Genomic DNA, 20,545 nt, shown 5'->3' with positions numbered 1-20,545 from the left:
TACACGTTTGTGACGTTTATGAAGTTATTATGAAGTTTATGATTATGAAGTTTACGTAGCTTTTTATGCGTTAAGCGAGCGCAAAAATTGCGATTGCACTGCACCTTCCCAATCTTCCGATAGTGTCATACGAATATGTGCTACGCATAATGTTCGAGCAATCACAAACATACCATCGTCAACAGTAAGCTTCGCAGCCTTACCAATAATATGATTTGCCTCAATATTTGGCCAGACAGGAATATCCTCTTGCTGAAAAATCTGTCGCACTTCGTCCATATTACGTGGAGCTTTATAGCATTGCGACTGCATTCTGGACAATAATTCTTCTAACTCCACGCTTAAAGGCTCAATTCGCCCCGGAGCTAAATAGTCTGCCATACGGTAAGCTCCGGCAGCTAAAGCAAAACGATCTTGCATCCACGCAGCATACGCGAGCCTGTAATAGGCAAATGCGGCATCGTCTTTATCAAACGACACGCGTAAAGCGTTTAAGCAGGCAGCAATAGCTGAGGTCCAATCCTCCTGCTGGCACAATGCCGCCGCGAGTCTCAAATGCGAAAGAGCATAGGTTGGAGCGTAGGAAACCATGGTGTTCAAATGCTTAAGTGCTGCATCGTTTTGGTGTAATTGTGAAAGTAAATCCGCAATTTCCATGTGTGCGTAGAACAGCCCGTCTGGAATAAGTAAAGTGTGCTCGTCTTGAGTTGCAAACAGACGGTTGTACACTACTCTCTCAGCGTAAGAATTAAAGTAGCGAGGGACAGTATTGCCTACAGAAAACATGGCGTCGAAACGAGCAATATTTTCCTCGTAATCTTCAATCGCTTGTTTAAGATCGCCTTCCATAAATTGTTCGTGTGCTCGTATGCGCATTGAGTGAATGTCTTGCGAAACGGTGAAGGAAAGCTCTGGTATTGGTGCTTCATCGATAAGTGCTTTTGTAACGTCGTCCGCTCGTTTGCTCAGCTCAGGGTCGCCAATACTATCAATAATACGCATGGCTTCCCTAGCTTTTTCAGCTGTTGTCGGGATTTGTTCAGAAGCAATATGATGAAAATCAGTAACTGCCTGCTGTAGTAAGTCTTCTCTTTGAATTGAAAGACCTTGAGAATAGTAGGTTCCTAAAATTTCTTCTTGATTATTGTCAAAAATAGTATCAGAAAATTCGGGTTCTTCTTGAGCGCCGTGAGGAGCAAAACACGAATCGTGCAAGTCAAACGATGGCTCAATGGTTTCAAGAGTATTGTTTTCTTTCACGCGCAAAACGGCATGCGATTGACGATAAAATTCTATAGGATTTTGCAATCCGTGCGCGCGAATATGTTTTATAAAAGATTCGCGTTCAAAAGTTACCGTTACTAACGTTCGTATTTCTGGAGGTTCGCTAAATGCGGATAGAGGATTGTCATTGGTACTGCCAGTAGCATTATTGGCGTCGTCGTCTGTGATTTCAACAGTGACACTATCTTCAGCATCGCCGGCATCTGTTGCTACTGCTTTAGTAATATCCGCAGTATGAGCATCGACTAGTGATTGTGCGGCATCAATAACATCGGCAAGAGGCAGATGTTGTAAATCCTGAAGTTGAGCAGGATCTCCATGAACGTCTCCATCTTTTGGTTCGCCTTTGGACGGAGTAGCACTACCGTTCATATTGCGTAACGCTCTTAGCGTGCGATTGAGTAGCGTGCTAATAGCGCTATCTTGAGCAGCAACCATTTCCTCAAGGCCGATGGAATCGAGTCGAATTGACACGTGCTGTATTTGTTCGTTAATACCAAATGCGAGAGTTGCAAGCATTATGCCAAGTCGAAGATTATAATCTGTGGCCATGCGCGATTTCTCGCTGTCATTAAGCTTGTTCCAAGTGTGTGATACGGCATCATAAGTGCATGATGGCATCAAAGATGTGCCTGTTGCGGTAAAAGCGATGGCAACTTTCCCATCGTTAAGATGCGAACGAAAGTCGGCGTCGAAACGGAAGGGTAAATATAAGCTGCGAATAAGTTCGGCAAGAGATTGACGATACTGCCACTCTCCTGCTTTAGTTTGTTTTAGATAAGAAGCAGACTGTTGGCATTTGCGCGCTTTACGCCACAAGTGCATCAGTGGACGTATGTTGTCATCTTGCAAAGGGTTGCCAAAACTTTGCATTCCCAAAGATTCGCTAGCAATAAAAGCAGGATCTTCAATAATTGCGTTATCAATAGCAGCAATGCGCTCGCAAGTTACGTTATCTTCTGTAGTTTTCCCACCTTGTGAAGCGTTCGATTGCAAGCACTGATAAACTGCCTGCAATCGATTGAGAGCGCCTTCAATACGTAGTACTTTTAGCGCTGCGGCAGGCTCAAGCGAGTCATCCCAAATAAGATAGTGTGCTGAAGTTCGTTGAGCTGACTGCAGATGTAATCTTTCTGCACCGTGAACTGCTTCAAGGCTTCGCGTTGGCTCTAATGCTCCAACGTCTTGCATAACGCGTTTGTAATACTCTTCCAAGCCGGAAACACGCAAGCCCTTGTCTATTGCTTTATCAATATCTGCTACGCTTCGACGAATAGCGCCAAGTGGGGCTTCATTTTGTAACCTACGCAAAACGTGACTGTACCCAAAGCCAACTAAAGTCTGATGCAAATCAGGTATGAAAAATGTTGCAAAAAATGCTGTGGCAATAGCGTCTTCATAAGGAAGATTACAGCGCAAAGCATCTGGCAATGATACTCGCGTGCCCTCAATCGTATACTTTTTACGCTTGCCTTGTAAGCAGCAAAGCCACGAAGCAACCTGGTGTAAGCCGTCATCTAAAGAAGCTTGCATAACTACATCGCCATAAACAGTAGGCGTAGTAGTAGGCGTAACAATATGATTCTGTTTTTTACTTGGCGACGTTTGCGAATGTTGCGTATTTTGTCGTTGTATGCGCATCTTGCGTAATATGCTGTTGCATTTTTGCGTAAGACTTTGGGAATTTGGTATTGCCGTGGTGCCATAAAACCGAGTTTTATGGCGCAAATCGCAAGATCCTTGCTCAATTAACGATAGTTGAGGTAATCGTTCTATGGTTTCTGCAGGTGTTACTTTGTCTCCTGTGTAGACTCTGCCGTCTTCGTCAGCGATTGCAAGTTGACGAAAATACTTTCCATTCTCCTTACACAAACCTAACGCGATACCATAAAGTTTTCCCGGAATTTTGAACCAAGCTAATTGAGTGTGTGCAGGTAATCCTGGAAAATCGTAGAAAATATGATGCTTAACAAACGCAGGGATAGAAGTAACATTTCCCTGCCCCCATAAGGAATCAATGGCGTCTGCCAATATTGACGTACAATCCTCCTTGGAAGGTGTCTGCTTGGTAGATTGCACGTCGTCAGCCATATTCCCCATTCTTTCAAGTCGGTGCTATTTTGCACAGTGTGCGCGTTTAACATTCAGCACAAAATGTTACGTGCTGCTCACACACATCACATTATAGTTCAGTATACAAAGTATATAAGCAGTATATAGGAAAAGTATGCTTCACGCATGGATGTTGCCGAATTGCAAAAATTTATTGCAACTTTCCTATTGCGTTCGTTGTTGCGTTTGCTGCTGTATTCGTCACTATATTCGGCAATACATTTATAGTGCGCTGAGTTGGGAAAAATATAATTTTGAAAAACAAACTGTAATAAAAAATGGAGCGGACAACGGGACTCGAACCCGCGGTCTCAACCTTGGCAAGGTTGCGCTTTACCAACTAAGCTATGTCCGCAAACAAATGAACAGTTTAGCTCATTCTTCTAATAAGTGCAAGTTGGGTATGTCGTAAGCCTTGCAGATATCCAACCGACTTCTGCAAGGCTTACTTAATATTGTGCAAAGCCTTTTTTACTGTGCACTTTGGTACTTAGTATATTTGTTTATACGTTACTTATTTTCGTCGTCGCGCTTTGGAGAAGACGGTGTTGCAGCTTTTTCAAGCACACGACCAGGGCCTGCAAGATAAGCTGCACGGCCTGCTTCAATACCGAGCTTAAATGCCTTAGCCATAAGCACAATATCTTTTGCTGTAGCAACACCAGTGTTTGCCATTACTGCAGCAGCGCCCATTTCCATAGCCTCAGCAGCTTGGCTTGGTACGCCAATACCAGCGTCAACAATAACTGGAAGATCAATCTCATCAATAATAAGCTGAATAAACTTCTTCGTTTCCAAGCCCTTATTTGAACCGATTAAAGAGCCAAGAGGCATAATTGCCGAGGCGCCCGCGTCGCGCATAGCCTTAGCAAAGTACAAATCTGGGTACATATAAGGCAAAACAGTAAAGCCTTCGTCAGCCAAAATCTTCGTTGCCTGCAACGTAGCCTCATTGTTTGGAAGCAAATATTTGCGGTCAGGAATAATCTCAAGCTTAATGAAGTTGCCGCAACCCATTTCGCGAGCAATATGAGCCGTGTTCACCGCTTCCTCTACATTTACGCAGCCGCTAGTGTTTGGCAAAATAGTCACGCCTTCCGGAATATGCTTCAAAATTCCGGCAGCCTTCTCACTGTAGCGAATTGCTACAGTAATCATTTCAGCTTTAGCGCTGTTTACTGCTGCGTCAATCAGTTCTTCAGAATACTTTCCGGAACCCAAAATGTAGCGGGAAGTGAACTTCTTACCGCCTAATTCCAAATAATCTTCATTCTCCATAATTTCCTCCATTTTTTATCCATTTCAATGCTTCCAACGCTTCTAAACTGGCAATAACTGAAACGTAAGGCAAATATAAGCCTTCTTCAGGTGAAGACTTAAAATCTCCTACTAAACACACATTACCTGCGTGCTTAACAGATACATTCTTTACGTTTCCTAAACCAGACAAGCCGGAAGCAGTAATAATAAATTTATTTGTATGATTCATGAAATAGTCAAGAACCATGGATTTTGACTCTCGATTGTCAAACGCTTCAATAAACAAGTCAGAGCGTTCGGCAATCTCATCAAGGGATTCTGGCGTAATACGTTGCACAAAAGAATTTACCTTAACGTAAGGCAAGGTTTCTTCAAGTCGGGCTTTAGTAGCTTCAACTTTATATTGTCCAACTTCACGTATCGTATAATTTTGACGGTTCAAATTTGAGTATTCAATCCTGTCAAAATCGTACAAATACAAAGTGCCGACGCCAGCGCGTGCCAACATTAAAGCAATGTTAGAACCTAATCCGCCGCAGCCAAGTATGCTAATACTTTGCTTAGCAAACAGATCACTATCTTCCGTACGTTGTCTTTGCAAGACTTTCGTGCGTATGTCATCGCTTTCCATATATCAGCCCCCTCCCATAATGCTAAACACTTCAATTTTTGTATTATCTTTAACAATAAAAGTGTCAAAATCATTACGCTTAACTAGTTCGTTGTTAACCGTTACAGCAACAAAAGTAATGTCGTAGCCTTCGCGTTTCAGTAACTCATGTAACGTTTCGCCTTCAACATATTCAACCATATCGTGGTTCAGTTTCAGCATGTTCCCTCCTTTCGGTACAGGATTATCATACTTTATGCAACGGTCTGCTATTTAGTTTTCGGCTTTGTGCAGAATGAACTTTCCCTTGAAATCTTTGGTAACGCCGTTTTCTTTACTATAGATTTCTTCGCCGCGAAGCAAAGTTCTTACCACCTGGCAGCCAATAGTGCGGCCGACGTACGGGCTGAACTTGTTACGATACTCAAGATCTTCAGCTTTCAGCACATACGGAGCATTTGGCTTAATAAAGGCAAGATCTGCGTCGTAGCCTAAGCGAATGCTTCCCTTACCCTTCAAATCAAAACGCTCGGCAGAATTTCGAGAGTTCAATGCCACAAATTGCGTCAACGACATGCCGCGCTTTTGTACAGCTTCATCGAAGAATACATCCACGTCGTTTTGAACGCTTCCAATACCGCCCCAAGCTGTGAACGCGTCGTCAGTTTGCTTCAAGCTCAAAGGAGCTGGAGAGTGATCGGATACGATGAAGTTAATAGAGCCGTCAAAGACCTTTTTCCACAAGCCATTTTGATTTTCCTTATCGCGAATTGGTGGAGTGCACTTAGCAATATTGCCGATTTCGTCGAGTTCGGACGTGTCGAAATAAAGGTAATGGTTGCAAGTTTCGCAGCTCACATCTACGCCGTTTTTGCGAGCGTTAGCAACAGCTTGAGCACCTTCTGGAGAAGAAACGTGCACAATATGGATTCTGCAGCCGGTTTCCTTAGCAAAAATGCAAGCGCGTTCAATCGCTTCAACCTCAGTGAAAACAGGTCTGGTGGCCACAAATTCAGAAAGCTTGCGTGCTCCCATTTGATGAGCTTTCTTTCCAAGCTGGTCTGTAATAGGAGCGTTTTCGCAGTGCATAATCAAAATTTTGCCGGTTTTTGCAATCTGCTGCATGCCGGTGTAGAGGGAATAATCGTCGCAATTATACAAATCAACTTGCAAATCCTTGTCGCCAGTAGTGCCGAGGAACGCTTTGTAATTAACGACACCCTGCTTATCTTGCTCGCATATTCCGCCATTGAGGTTTTGTGGTTCCAAGCCACCAGTTTGACCAACATCAACCTTGAGCTTTCCATCGGCTTCTTCAAGCACTGCTTCAAATGACTTTCCATCGGTAGTTGCAGGAATCTGATTGCAAGGCATCTGCAACATAGTAGTGATGCCGCCCTTTGCGCCTGCGGAAGTGGCAGTTACGAAACCTTCCCAATCGTCACGCACTCCGCCGCCAGGAGCGTTAATATGAACGTGAGAGTCAACTTTTCCAGGAACAACTATTAAGCCGGTTGCGTCAATAGTTTTATCGGCTGTAAAGTTGCTTCCAAAAGCAGCAAACTTGCCGTCTTTAATTGCTATATCGGCTTTGGTGGCTTCATTATCGAATACCACTAAACCGTTAGTAATAACTACATCGTAGTTCATATTATTTCCTTTCTTTCGCCGTGGTTGGCTGAAAAATTTTATTAGTTTTGTGATTTGTCAATTTTTAGTTCTTTGATTTTTCTGATTTTGGTAATTTTGGCAGCGTTGGCAGTTTTGACAACAATATTTGCATTACGAAACCTGCTACACATCCCACAATCCAAGAGATTTGTGTAAGAGGAGCAACAGCAGGAATAAGCTGTCCGGAAAGTGCAAATATGAGGCCAAAAATTGTGGCGATATAAGATTTCCAATTCGTGCCCGCGTAAGCAGATGTTACGCAAGTTGAATCTTTCGTATCGTAATACAATTGGTCAAGATCTATTTTGCAATGTTTCACAATGTAATAATCTGCAAGTAACACGCCTGCAATAGGTCCTAAAAGCATGCCGATAAGATTTAAGAAACCCGTAATATTTGCCATGAATTTCCAAGGCATCAAAACAGTACTTATTACCGCTGCCACAATTACGCCGCGCTTATAATTCACAAATCGCGGAAGTAAAGCAGTTAGCTGGTATGCTGCAGGAACAATATTTCCAGTAGCATTCGTGCATACGGTGGTGAGCAGTAGCAGGATTGTAGCAACGGCAATAGCGGCAAGATTATCCCACTTATTAATAATTACTAGCACGTCTGTAATCGTTTGCTTATAAATTATTGAGCCGCCGACCAGAATCACTACGCTGGTAAAAGCAAATAGTGCGTAACTAAGCAGGAAACTAGCAATTTGGCCTTTAACTTGCGCAATAGTAGATTTCGCATTCTGCGTGAAATCAGCTATGGAAACAGCTGGAGCAGCCCATACTCCCAGTACGGAATTGACCACCATCATCATAAATAGTCCAAGACCGTAATGTGTTGGAGATTGAACTGCCGGATGGTACTGCATAATTGCCATAAGTCCGCCAGCTCCACTTATAGCCCACGCGCTCATGCAACCAAAAACGACGTAAATAAGCGGGCTTAGTACGACAGTAAGCTTATTAAGCGCACCTCCGCCTCCCAAGCCGATAGCAAGATTCAGCAACCAGAATAGGAGAAAAGCGACAATAATAGGCATATTCTTGCCAACTAAAGGTATGTTGCTGCCAAAAGTTAGGAATCCTGGCCAAATTTTACCGACGAGAATTTCTAAAGCCTTCGCACCAATATACGTTTGTATGCCATACCAGCAGATTGCGGCTACAACTCCCCTAAGAAATCCCGGTAATTGAGCACCGGACTTACCGTACGTTGCGCGCAAGTGCATGGAAAACGGTATGCCATACTTAGAGCCCACTACACCGTTTGCGGCCATCACGATTGCCGTAAGAACAGCTCCGAGCATAATGCCGAGCATTATTAGCATTGGCGAGTAACCCATGAGCAAAAACGCGCCCACTGCCGCATAATTTGGAATGTTATGAACTGATTGCATCCATAATGTGCAGAAATTCAGCGCGCTCATATTGCGTTTTTTCTGCGGTTTCGGCAGCAAATCCTCGTTAGTGTAGCCGCGCTCGCGATAACATTCCAATTGCTGAATGCTTACTGGCTCGTCTTGTAGCAGCGTTGTACTACTTTGCATGTGCACCTCCTTACTGTCTAGTAATGTCTTTAACTTTTGTACGTTTCGTATTTCTGTACGTTTTGTACGTTTCGTACGTTTCGTATTTCCGTACGTTTCGTACGTTTCTTGAAAGAAAGAATCGCAACTTTGCTCAAAAATAAAAAAAGATACGAAAGGATATCGTACCCGTGGTGGTGCGCCCCTTCGTATCAGCCTCTTATTAGTGAATAAGTGTTGTACTCTTCATTCGATATTTACTTTTCTTCACTACGATTCTGGTAGTAAAGTTCGCCTCTTATTTCTAATTTTCGTATGCCATACTGTGCAAGGCGTCGCGTAAGAGCTTTACGCCGTGAACAGCATCCTGAGGATCTGTGTATTCTTCAGGAGCGTGGCTAATACCGTCTTTAGAAGGGACGAAAATCATTCCGGACTTTACAAAAGGCGCAAAAATTTGCGTATCTTGACCAGCTCCAGAGTGCATTATTCTATATTCGTAACCGTTCTTTTCTGCTTGGTTGGTGAGTAGCTGAATAATATCGTTGTGCAAAGGTGTAGGATCGTCAGACATCCATTTATCAATTGTTGCCGTAATGCCATAAGACTCAGCAGTCTGGTGAATATCTTCATCAAGCTCTTGAAGGAATTGATCAAGAAAAGCTTTGTCAGTGTGACGGCAGTTCATTGAAAATGTGACTTCGCCTGGAACGATGTTTACCTGATTTGGAATCACGTTGATGCGGCCAAAGGTGAGTACGAGAGGGTCTCCCGCTTCTTTTGCTTTGTCAAGATTTTTGGCAACGATGTGAGACATGCAATCTACGGCATCGTGCCTGTAACGCATCATAGTTGTTCCAGCATGGTTTTGCACACCCTTAAGGTGAATATCCCAACGATGCTGACCTGCAATGCTAGTGATAATGCCGAGATCCTCATGATTGCTGTAAAGCGTTGGTCCTTGCTCAATATGAAGTTCGATCCACGCTTCAAGATTTGCAAATTGAGGCTCGGTAGTTTGATAGTTGAATCCAGCTTCGCGCATCGCGGTTTCAAAAGGAACGCCGTTGCTGTCACAAATATGCTCTACATCCTCTTTTTTAGCGAGTCCGAAAAAGTTTTTGGATCCCCAAAAAACGTAAGGGAAACGTGAACCTTCTTCTTCTGCTAAGCAAATAATGCGAAGACTTTTCTTTGGCTTTCCGTATCGAGTAAGCAAATTTTTCACTGCTAGGTAAGCTGCAACGATGCCGAGTTGGCCGTCAAAACGACCGCCTCTTGAAACAGTATCGATATGTGATCCACACGCTATTACGCTTTCAGGCTTTTCGCTTCCTTTAACAGTGGCAATTAAGTTACCTACTGAATCAAATTCCACGGTCATGCCAAGTTTTTCAAAACGTTGACTGAGAGCAAAAAGCGCCTGTTTCCAAGATTTAGTGTAAAGCGGGCGTGTAACTCCTGGCTCCCCTGGCTTTTCTGTGAATCCTGCGAGCCAACTTATAGCAGATTCGATATTTTCAGCACTAATGCTGCTATCTATCATTGCGCAGTTTTCCTCCTTAAGTGGTGCAGTATTTTTACCCAAAACTTTTACCCAAAGTGATATTGAGTAATATATTTCGTTTTGTATTTGTGTTTGTATTTTGTTTTGTTTTTGTTTTGTTTTTTTAGTAGATACTTGTGTAATTGCCGCCACTTTGCCGCAACTTACGATATCACGAAAATTCGTGATAGAAAGAAATCACTTACTGTAATTGCTCCCTACGCATGTCTTAACAAAACAGGTTCAAAGGGTGTTTCTCAACTGTTGCCAGTACCCCTGCAATTTTCACTTGTACGTGGATGAGTATAGCACGATATTAAACGAACGCAAAATGAACATCTTTATGTGTGTTTTTGTGAAAGAATGTGGTTATAGGCCAAAGAATGGGTGATTGCTATTTAAAAACAAAAAAACGCAGTGCTACTAACACTGCGTGCCTATTGTGGGTGATATAGGAATCGAACCTATGACCCCTTCCGTGTGAAGGAAGTGCGCTAGCCGCTGCGCCAATCACCCAAAATCTTTTTAATTATGCGTGAAAGGCAATCCTTTCGAGTGGGCGATACAAGGTTCGAACTTGTGACCCCTTCCGTGTCAGGGAAGTGCGCTACCACTGCGCCAACCGCCCGGTTGTGTATTAAGCTTACCGCTTAATCGAGGTGGGTACGAGAGTCGAACTCATCTATACGGCTTTGCAGGCCGCTGCCTAACCGCTTGGCTAACCCACCGTAAGGTCGAATAACTCATCGGACCTAGAGCGGACAACGGGACTCGAACCCGCGGTCTCAACCTTGGCAAGGTTGCGCTTTACCAACTAAGCTATGTCCGCAATGCTTTCTTGCTAACTATGTCAGCGCCGAAGCACGAGTAACTACTATACCCGAAATATTCTCAAATGCAAGCCCTCGCCTATTTTGGCGTGTCGTTTGGTGCTGTTTGCGCGCTGGATGGCGGTTTGTTTCTGACATGTTTTGCTTATTACCATTACTTTCTCAGTTGGTTGACTGAGTTAGTAACAATGTTTTGCTTACTACTGTTACTTTTTCAGTTGGTTAGCTGAGTTTTTAGCGGTGTTGAAGAACTTGGCTTATGCCCACGAATATTCACCAGCTTAGCTTTACGGACTCTTTCTGATTACCCTACATTATGTATTAATTTTTTTAAATTAAATAATTTAGTAAATAAGATTATATATGATACAATGATGGAACAAATGGATTGGGAGTACTCGGTCGGCGAAAGCTCTAGGCATCATGCCTAGAGCTTTTTGCTTTTTATTCTCGCTTAATCAATAAGGTTCCTTTTCTGGATAAACTTTTACTCCATAACCTTTAATTTCTCCATCTCTAGACCTCCTGATTTTATTTATCAATATGTCATACGCTCTATTAGATTGCGTAGGATGCAAATAACGTATGCCAATAGGTCTAGCAACTAGATCAGCTAACTGAAGACCTTGCAAATTAGCAGATTTACTTATGCAATTAAAATCAAACATTCCTTTAATGCCGCAAATATTAGAAGAATCTATAAAGCTATTAAAAGCCTTTTCAAGATTAGAATCCTCTTTCTTACCACGACTTTCAAAAATGATAGGAATTGTTTTACCAACTTGATTACGTTCCTGCAATTCATAAAAAATGCGCTCAATGCCAAAATTCATGCCAATAACATAAGGATTTTTAGGAGCATCATAATGAGAATATTTATTCTTATCGATCACTGTTGAAACAATCGTAAAATTAGATGATTCAATTATTTGATTTAATCTATTGAAGAATTCATTTCTTACAGTATCTTCCATAAGAATATTAAAAACTCCAATTCTTTTTCGAATCTCACGCTCATGCAGTATAGGAATATTTGAACCGAAAAAATCAAACTTTAATTTAAGAATCTCTGGCACAACATGTTCCACATAATGCTTCTTTTCAAAGATACAAAAAGACAAAACAAACACAGGATACTGTTTGTCTATGCTAACAAGACTTTGGTCACCACTTTCGTCGACAAAAACAATATAATCGCCAAAAGCATTTTTCTTCATGTCCTACTTCCCAACTTTTTTGTCATATAACATTTTATTTTGAGAGATTGTATTTTGTAAGCAGTTCCGAGAGCTTGTTTAATCCTGCTTGGCGCTCGCGAACGTCAAGAGACTCAGCCAAATCTGTAGCGCACACTGCTATTGGCATAAAGGATTTTGCCGATGATTCTTGTGTGCCTTCAGTAATGTGTGAAGACGAATTTTGGCGAATAAAATCGAAAACTTTAGAATCTTCAATAACGCGAAGTTTAACGTTAATTATTGAACTTTCTACGCCATCTTCTTTATTTTTAAGATGAAATTTATTTATTAAATCCCCTAGATTGTTACTGCTTACATATCCTTCTATTTTGTCAGTTTGCGTAAGTTGGAATTGTGAGTGCATATTTCCGGTTGCTGCAGAAAGTATTAAGTGATTCGAAAGTTCTGCTAAACGTGATTTTCTGCACCAATATTCCATTGTTTTCGCGCGATTTCTGGAACGATTAACCAGATCTTGTGGAGTAATTGAGCGCAAATATGTTTCTATACGATATTTCTGCTGCCGATTGATCCACGAAACGTCACAACCGCTAAGCATAAATAATGCAGCAAAAGCTAATGACGGAGCGTATGCCCTACCGCTTTTAGAGTTTTGTTGTTTATAACGATTTACGGAATCAAGTGAAATTAAGATCTTCCTACTTCCAAATGCGTATGTTGTTAGTAAACGATTAGAGCATAATGCGCTAACTCTTTGAGTGCTAACTGCTAGCTTTGCTGCAGCTTCCTCACGCGTAAGAAGAGTATCATTCACAAAAATAGACATAAAGCAAGTGTATCAAAATTGTTGTGTTAAGGAAACAGTTTTGATACGTACAGCTGCGATGTTTTCAAGATAAATTATTGGCCTATACGCTGGCAATGCTTGAAAGACTTAATTTGGACATATTCAAATACAGTGAAACGTCTATATAAAAACAACTTTAAATGTTATATAGCGTGTTCTGTGAGAATTTCAAGTGCGTCTAAGCCATTTAGCTTATGCTCAGCATCTAGAGTGTCCCAGTATATTGAATCTTTAGTAAGTTTTGATTTTAGAAATCTTAATCTTTTATAATCATTTTTACTGTGCAATCGTTTAGCTTCAAAATCTGGATCATCTATTAAAGATGCTATTAGCGCTGCATCATACAAATGCTTTTCCCTGTCCCCCATATTATCTGCATTATAAGCAGCGCTCTTCAATATTAGTGCTCCAAGCAAATCTGGAATTCTTAGCATTGCTTCATTATTTTCATGCCTATCAATAAGTTTTACAAGCATACTTCGTTCTATTGCTTGAGCTCCGCCTGGCATGGATAAAAGTGGAATATTAAAGATATTTAAAAAGCCGAATAACTTTTTTGGAGTATGATCAGCTATTAACACATCAACAACATCATTATTGTGATTCCTTAATCTAGTTGCGTATCCAGTTAAGCCAGTTTGTAATGCAAATCCTAGATTGTTTAGAGTATTATAAACTTTACGAACGTTATCCTTATTAGAAATTACATCAATCAATAAATCAGCATCCAAAGTAGGACGTGCTGTAATTCCATTCATTATTGCATGTAACTGAACCATAAGTCCGCCAGTTAAAAGCCATAGTGAACTATTACACGATTTAGATAGTGTATATATCGTGCTCCACGGATGTGCACTGCTAGAAACTTCAACTGTAGGTGTAGGTACACTTATGTCAACCATTAGATTTCCCCCCAAACTCTCCAATGTTAATGTTCTTAAATTTTAGCAAAAGGTATGATTCTCTATTCTTTATTTTGCGAGTTGTATTCAGTAAGCAGTTCCGAGAGCTTGTTTAATCCTGCTTGTCGCTCGCGAACGTCAAGAGACTCAGTCAAATCTGCAGCGCACACTGCGATTGGCATAAATAATGCATCAAATAATTAAGCGCAACAAGTGTAGCTTATATTTCAAATTACCTATATTATTTTATGTTGCATAAGTTTTAACATAAGGAGTCACGCTAATGGACACTCGCAAAGAAGAAGAACGTGCGGAATTACATCGCACGATTTGGAAGATTGCCGACGATTTGCGAGGTTCCGTTGATGGATGGGATTTCAAAACTTATGTTCTTTGCACAATGTTTTATCGTTATATTTCTGAAGATTTATGCAATTTTATTAATGAAGATGAACATAGAGCCGCAGAAGAGGGGAACGGCGATCCTAACTTTGATTACGCAAAACTTAGCGACGAAGAAGCAGAAATCCTTAGAGAAGAGATGATTAACGCAAAAGGCTTCTTTATGCTTCCTAGCGAACTGTTTTGCAATGTAACAAAAAATGCTCCACGTAATGCTAATTTGAATATTACACTAAACCATGTTTTTAAAAGTATTGAACAATCATCTCAAGGTTCTAAATCAAATGGAGATTTTGTTGGACTATTTTCAGATTACGACGTAAACAATATTAAGCTTGGCAATACTCTTGAAGAAAGAAACAAACGTTTTGTGCAATTGTTACAAGTTATTGCAAACATGCAACTTGGAAACTTGCAAAATAACGTTATTGAGACTTTTGGTGATGCGTATGAATATTTGATGGGCATGTATGCTTCTAACGCCGGAAAGTCCGGAGGTGAATATTTTACGCCTGCTGAAGTTTCTATGCTTCTTACAAAGCTTGGAACAGTTGGAAAAACGCAAGTTAACGGCGTGTACGATCCTGCGTGCGGATCCGGATCTTTGCTACTAAAAGCTAAGACCGTGCTTGGCATTGAAAATATTTCATATAAGTTCTGTGGTCAAGAAAAGAATGTTACTATCTACAACTTGTGCCGTATGAACATGTTTTTACACGGCATAAACTTTTCAAAATTTAGCATTACTCTTGGTGACACTTTAATTAATCAGCAGTTTGCAAGAGACAACGATAATGATCAGGTTAAAGATGAAAATGATTTTATATTTGATTTGATTGTTTCTAATCCTCCTTATTCCACAAGTTGGGAGGGAGATTCTAATCCTGTAATGATTAACGATCCTCGTTTTTCTCCAGCAGGTGTGCTTGCTCCAAAAAGCAAAGCAGACATGGCTTTTATAATGCACTGCTTAGCGCATTTATCTCCAAAAGGTTCAGCTGCTATTGTTTGCTTCCCAGGAATTATGTACCGTGGCGGAGCTGAGCAGAAGATTCGCCAATATTTAGTTGAGCATGATTTTGTTGATTGCGTTATTCAACTTCCAAGCAACTTGTTTTTTGGTACTTCGATTGCTACGTGCATTATGGTTTTGCGCAAAAACAAGCAAAACGACACTTCTATATTATTTGTTGATGCCAGCCAAGAATTTGTGAAGTCGACGAATAGCAACAAGCTTTCGGACGAGAACATTGAGCAAATTGTTAAGTGGTATACTTCTAGGCAAGATGTGGAGCATATTGCACACGTTGCATCTTTAGAAGAAGTTAAATCAAATAAATACAATCTTTCGGTTTCCACATACGTTGAAGCAGAAGATACTCGAGAAAAGATTAATATTACAGAACTTAACGCGCAATTAAAAACGATTTGCGATCGCGAGCAAGAGTTGCGTGAACAGATTGAGAAGATTGTAAGCGAGATTGAAGCTGGCAGCGTTAACTCTGATAATCGCGAGGTGGCTCAATGACTAGCAAACTTGAGGAATTAATCGCTGAGCTTTGCCTGAATGGTGTGGAGTATAAGAAGGTTAAGGATACATATCTTCGCATTAAAGGTACGCCGATTACTGCAAGTAAGATGAAAGAAATAGCTTCTGAAGATGGTGAAGTTAGGATATTTGCTGGTGGTAAAACTGTTATTAATGCTCATGAATCAGACATACCTAAAGCAAATATTACGAGAGTTCCAGCAGTTTTAGTGCAATCTCGAGGTGTTATTGATGCTGTTTATTATGATAAACCATTTACCTTCAAAAATGAGATGTGGGCTTATACTTCAAATAATCCGATTAGCGTAAAATTCTTATATTATCTGTTAAAAAATAACATTCAATATTTTCGTGATGCAGCTTCTGGAATGGGATCGTTGCCTCAAATTTCTTTACATGTAACAGAAGATTTTGAAATTCCAGTGCCGCCGCTTGAGGTTCAATCGGAGATTGTGCGGATTTTAGATACGTTTACAGAGCTTACAGCAGAGCTTACAGCAGAGCTTACAGCAGAGCTTACAGCTCGTAAAAAGCAATACGAGTACTATCGAGATACCTTACTCACCTTCAACGATAATAATCCCCTACATTCGCTTATCTCACGCTACTGCCCGAATGGTGTGGAGTATTATTCTTTGGAAGAATTGTTTGTTATTAAGAATGGATATACGCCGTCTAAGAGTAATAGTGAGTTTTGGACTGATGGAACTGTTCCATGGTTTAGAATGGATGATATTAGAGCGCATGGTCGCGTTTTGTCTGATTCTATCCAGCATGTTACAAGGTCAGCGGTTAAAGGCGGTAAACTTTTCCCTGCTAATTCAATAATTTTGGCCACTACGGCTACTATTGGCGAGCATGCTTTAGTAATTGTTGATTCGCTTGCGAATCAACGATTCACATTTTTTTCAAAACGTGAATCGTTAGGTTTTGATTTGGATATGAAGTATGTGTTTTATTACTTCTTTATTATTGATGAATGGTGCAAGCGTAATGTGAATGCTGCTAGTTTTGCTAGTGTTGACATGCCTAGATTAAGAAAACTTGAAATCCCAGTGCCTCCTCTAGAAGTGCAGCGCCAAATCGTACAAATTCTTAATCGTTTTGACGCATTGTGCAATGATTTAACTCAAGGTTTGCCTGCAGAAATCGAAGCTCGACGCAAGCAATACGAGTACTATCGAGATCAACTCCTGAACTTCAAGCGCGCGTAATCGAAAAATGTGAGTAAGAGCAAGAAAGAAGGAAGCAAAATGAAAATCATATTAGAAGATCAAGATAGTACAGTAATGTCTACGTTTACTCCGAAAGTAAGCACAAACGCCAGCTATCAAAGCGAAGCGCAACTCGAAGAAGAGTTCATTAACATTTTGCAGTCCCAAGGCTATGAGTATGCTCATATTCACAATGAGAAAGATCTTATAGCAAATCTTCGCGTGCAAATCGAAAAGCTCAATAACTATCATTTTTTAGACTCCGAATGGAATCGCTTCTTTTCTTCTTGCATAGCAAACGATGCTGAAGGCATTGCTGAAAAAACTGAAAAGATTCAAAATGGAAGTACGAAGCAAAGTTTTGTTTGTGATGATGGCGAAACAAAAAACATTTGCTTATTAGACAAAGAAAATATTCATAACAACATATTGCAAGTAATAAACCAATATGCTGTTAACGCAAACGAATCCAATCCAAACTCACCTAGCTACTCAAATCGTTACGATGTGACAATTCTAGTAAACGGATTACCAATGGTTCATATTGAGCTAAAGCGCAGAGGCGTTCCTATTCGAGAAGCATTCAACCAAATTCAGCGCTACCAACGCGATTCCTTCTGGGCAGAAAGTGGCTTATTTAAATACGTGCAAATTTTTGTTATTTCAAACGGTACTCACACAAAGTATTATTCTAATTCCACTAGAATCGATGCGCGAAAACAAGTCGATAGCAAAATAAGCAATGCAAACACATCAATAAACAATTTTGAGTTTACTATAAATTGGTCTGACGCAAAAAACAATGTAATAAGTGACTTATGTGATTTTACGCAAACATTTTTTGCGAGAAACACAATACTAAACATACTCACTAAGTATTGCGTATTTACTAAAGATAAAAAGCTTATGGTTATGAGACCATACCAAATTACAGCTGCAGAACGCATAGTAAATCGCATAAAATATGCTGATAATTACAATAAATATGGTTCGATTGAAGGCGGCGGATATATTTGGCATACAACAGGATCTGGGAAAACTTTAACGAGTTTTAAAACAGCCCAGCTTGTTAATGAACTTAAAAATGCAAATGGCGGTAATCTGATCGATAAAGTTTTATTTGTTGTTGACCGTAAAGATCTTGATTATCAAACAATAGTAGAATATGACAATTTTAAACCAGGATGCGCAAATAGTAACACTTCCACATCTATATTAGCTGAGCAATTATCCGATAATACAGATGATTCGAGACTAATTGTTACTACTATTCAAAAGTTAACAAGATTTATTAGTTCCAATCCAACTCACGAAGTGTACGCTAAACATATTGTGTTTATTTTTGACGAATGTCACCGTAGCCAGTTTGGAGATATGCATTCGAATATAGAAAATCATTTTAAAAAAAGCCTTATGTTTGGGTTTACTGGAACCCCGATTTTTGAAGAAAATGCTTTTGGTCCAGATATGGCTCATCGCTTTACGACTGAGCAAACTTTTGGCAGCAGACTTCACAGCTACACGATTATTGACGCAATTAATAATAAAAGCGTCTTGCCTTTCCGCGTAGAATACGTATCTACTGTTAAAACATCTAGCGTACTTGAAAAGAAAACAGATGAATTAGTAAACGACATTAAGCGTAGAGAAGTAATAATAAACCCTAAGCGCATACATAATGTTACGGAGTATATTCTCAATAATTTTAGCCGAAAAACATACAGAAATGAGAAAAATTACAATCACAAAATTATTGTGAATGTTGAAGAACTTGCTAAAAGTAAAAGTGGCAAAGCTGATAGGTGCAAAAGCAATAACACTCAGGTTAAAACGATAAAAGAAAATACTGTAGTAAGTGGATTCAACTCAATTTTTGCTGTTTCCGACATTGAACTTGCAAAATTGTATTATACGGAGTTTAAAAAACAGCAAGAAAACTTACCTCAAGATGAGCGCTTAAAAGTTGTTACTATCTTTAGTTACTCTCCTAATGAAAAATATTCTGATTCTACAGATGCAAGAAGCATGGGAGACTATGTTCTTGGAGAAGAGAATCCAGAAAGCACGGCAAATCTTGACGAAAATTCGCGAGAATTCTTACAAAATGCTATAAACGACTACAATCAAATGTTTGGAATGCACTATGATACGTCAAACAATGAGTTTCAAAGTTACTATAAAGATGTGTCAATGCGGATGAAAAACAAAGAAATTGACATACTTATTGTAGTAAACATGTTCCTCACTGGATTTGATGCAAAAACTCTAAACACGCTTTGGGTAGATAAAAATTTGAGAATGCATGGTCTTATTCAAGCATTTTCCAGAACAAATCGTACGCTTAACTCAATCAAAACTTTTGGAAATATTGTCTGCTTTAGGGACTTGCATAATCAGGTTAATAAAGCTATTAGTCTTTTTGGAGATAAAGATGCGCAAGGAATTGTGCTATGCCCTACTTTTGACGAATTATATTACGGCTACACCGATAGCAATGGAAAACATCATTTAGGGTATTTTGATCTTATTAACATGCTTAAAGATGATTACCCACTTAACAATTTACGATTGGAAGGCGAGTTTAGACAAAAAGAATTTGTAATACTACTTGGTAAAATTTTGCGAGCACAAAATATGCTAAGAGCATTTGACGAGTATGGCGGCAAAGAAATAGTCTCCGAACGTGATATGCAAAATTACTTGAGCGAATATCAAGATTTACGTGAAGAATGGAAGAGTAAAGAAGACGAAGCGGCCGACATTGTAGACGATGTTGTGTTTGAAATGGAACTTGTACAACAAGTGGAAGTAAATATTGATTACATTCTTGCTCTTGTAAATAAGTATAAAAATAGTCATTGTAACAACAGAGAGCAAAAATTTGATATTGAAAAAGCAATAGGGTCCAGCACAAAATTGCGCAGTAAAAAGGAACTTATAAAACAATTTATTGAACAGTTAGACGGTAGTATTTACAACCTTGAATTAAATACCAATGACAGTAAAAATGTAGAAAATGCAAGAAATATAGAGAATATAGATATTAATGAAGAATGGAGCAATTTTGTTGATAAACAATTTAAAGCAGATTTAGCAGACTTGATTAACAAAGAAAATCTTAATAGAACAAAAACGTATGACGTTATTCGAGATGCTTTTAATGATGGCGAGTTAAAAACATTCGGAACTGGAATTGACTCCACTCTTCCTGCGATTTCGCGATTTGGAGAGGCAGGTAAGAGGCGAAGAATAATAGAAAAGCGTGTTACTGAAGAACTTAAAACACTATTTGCTAAGTATTTTGGCGTTTATAGTCCTTTAGCTAATAGAAATACGCTAGATGATTCTCATATAGGTTAATCACAGTGTAAGTATATGAAGTTTGGTTAAATTATTAACCGTTTTTGATTAATGATGATAGAACACTAGAACAAATTGATTGGGAGTACTCGTCGGCGGAGAGCTCTAGGCGCAAAAACCTAGGGCTTTCGGGGTTATAGGCCAAAAAGTGTGCAAAGCCAATCTGGTGAATATTTATTGGAGGCATAAGCCGAGATCTAAACACCGTTACTAACTCAGTCAACAAACTGA

13 protein-coding genes, 5 tRNA genes and 1 riboswitch are annotated in these 20,545 nt (G+C 39.8%); of the genes, 3 read left to right on the top strand and 15 right to left on the bottom strand.

Features of this window, described 5'->3' with window-relative positions; all coding sequences use genetic code 11:
- Positions 1-63 precede the first annotated feature (63 nt).
- The 15 genes from HXT56_RS02720 to HXT56_RS02650 all read right to left on the bottom strand — a co-directional run bounded on the left by HXT56_RS02720 (position 64) and on the right by HXT56_RS02650 (position 13,666).
- A complete protein-coding gene (locus HXT56_RS02720; protein WP_421778387.1) occupies positions 64-3,375 on the bottom strand; it encodes a tetratricopeptide repeat protein in 3,312 nt (1,103 codons plus the stop codon).
- Between the two features lie 300 nt (positions 3,376-3,675).
- Positions 3,676-3,751, bottom strand: a tRNA-Gly gene (locus HXT56_RS02715).
- Between the two features lie 155 nt (positions 3,752-3,906).
- Positions 3,907-4,674, bottom strand: coding sequence for a thiazole synthase (locus HXT56_RS02710; protein WP_116711731.1), 768 nt, complete (start codon positions 4,672-4,674; stop codon positions 3,907-3,909).
- Complete coding sequence (gene thiF / locus HXT56_RS02705) at positions 4,664-5,287, bottom strand: sulfur carrier protein ThiS adenylyltransferase ThiF (protein WP_116711730.1); 624 nt, start codon at positions 5,285-5,287, stop codon at positions 4,664-4,666. Before thiF ends, HXT56_RS02710 begins: the two co-directional genes overlap by 11 nt.
- Positions 5,288-5,290: 3 nt before the next feature.
- Positions 5,291-5,488, bottom strand: a complete 198-nt coding sequence (gene thiS, locus HXT56_RS02700; protein WP_421778386.1) for a sulfur carrier protein ThiS — start codon at positions 5,486-5,488, stop codon at positions 5,291-5,293.
- 51 nt (positions 5,489-5,539) lie between these two features.
- Positions 5,540-6,916, bottom strand: a complete 1,377-nt coding sequence (gene allB, locus HXT56_RS02695; protein ID WP_421778385.1) for an allantoinase AllB — start codon at positions 6,914-6,916, stop codon at positions 5,540-5,542.
- A 64-nt stretch (positions 6,917-6,980) separates the two neighbouring features.
- Complete coding sequence (allW, locus tag HXT56_RS02690; RefSeq protein ID WP_421778384.1) at positions 6,981-8,486, bottom strand: allantoin permease; 1,506 nt, start codon at positions 8,484-8,486, stop codon at positions 6,981-6,983.
- 283 nt (positions 8,487-8,769) lie between these two features.
- Positions 8,770-10,011, bottom strand: a complete 1,242-nt coding sequence (locus tag HXT56_RS02685; protein WP_421778383.1) for a hydantoinase/carbamoylase family amidase — start codon at positions 10,009-10,011, stop codon at positions 8,770-8,772.
- Positions 10,012-10,209: 198 nt separating this feature from the next.
- A riboswitch (TPP riboswitch) is annotated at positions 10,210-10,299 on the bottom strand.
- A gap of 155 nt (positions 10,300-10,454) precedes the next feature.
- Positions 10,455-10,527, bottom strand: a tRNA-Val gene (locus HXT56_RS02680).
- Positions 10,528-10,567: 40 nt separating this feature from the next.
- Positions 10,568-10,639: transfer RNA gene (locus HXT56_RS02675), tRNA-Val, on the bottom strand.
- A 29-nt stretch (positions 10,640-10,668) separates the two neighbouring features.
- A tRNA-Cys gene (locus HXT56_RS02670) sits at positions 10,669-10,739 on the bottom strand.
- A gap of 28 nt (positions 10,740-10,767) precedes the next feature.
- Positions 10,768-10,840 (bottom strand) — tRNA-Gly (locus HXT56_RS02665).
- 459 nt (positions 10,841-11,299) lie between these two features.
- Positions 11,300-12,058: a DUF3800 domain-containing protein gene (locus tag HXT56_RS02660; RefSeq protein WP_297643808.1), complete on the bottom strand. Its 759-nt coding sequence runs from the start codon at positions 12,056-12,058 to the stop codon at positions 11,300-11,302.
- A 34-nt stretch (positions 12,059-12,092) separates the two neighbouring features.
- Complete coding sequence (locus tag HXT56_RS02655) at positions 12,093-12,866, bottom strand: DNA-binding protein (RefSeq protein WP_421778382.1); 774 nt, start codon at positions 12,864-12,866, stop codon at positions 12,093-12,095.
- 164 nt (positions 12,867-13,030) lie between these two features.
- On the bottom strand, positions 13,031-13,666 hold the full coding sequence (locus tag HXT56_RS02650; RefSeq protein WP_421778381.1) for a hypothetical protein: 636 nt from the start codon (positions 13,664-13,666) through the stop codon (positions 13,031-13,033).
- A gap of 406 nt (positions 13,667-14,072) precedes the next feature.
- Between HXT56_RS02650 and HXT56_RS02645 the strand changes: the two genes are divergently transcribed.
- Genes HXT56_RS02645 through HXT56_RS02635 form a run of 3 tightly spaced genes read left to right on the top strand, consistent with a single transcriptional unit; the run spans position 14,073 to position 20,314 of the window.
- Positions 14,073-15,719: a type I restriction-modification system subunit M gene (locus HXT56_RS02645; RefSeq protein WP_421778380.1), complete on the top strand. Its 1,647-nt coding sequence runs from the start codon at positions 14,073-14,075 to the stop codon at positions 15,717-15,719.
- Positions 15,716-16,954: a restriction endonuclease subunit S gene (locus HXT56_RS02640; protein WP_421778379.1), complete on the top strand. Its 1,239-nt coding sequence runs from the start codon at positions 15,716-15,718 to the stop codon at positions 16,952-16,954. The genes HXT56_RS02645 and HXT56_RS02640 overlap by 4 nt, the downstream gene beginning before the upstream one ends.
- Positions 16,955-16,993: 39 nt before the next feature.
- The gene (locus HXT56_RS02635; RefSeq protein ID WP_421778378.1) at positions 16,994-20,314 is read left to right on the top strand and encodes a type I restriction endonuclease subunit R; all 3,321 of its coding nucleotides are present in this window, start codon (positions 16,994-16,996) and stop codon (positions 20,312-20,314) included.
- The last annotated feature ends 231 nt before the right edge of the window (positions 20,315-20,545 follow it).

This window comes from Gardnerella nova, assembly GCF_049244055.1.
Taxonomy (GTDB): Bacteria; Actinomycetota; Actinomycetes; order Actinomycetales; family Bifidobacteriaceae; genus Bifidobacterium; species Bifidobacterium vaginale_H.
This window is presented reverse-complemented; position numbering and strand designations above follow the sequence as displayed.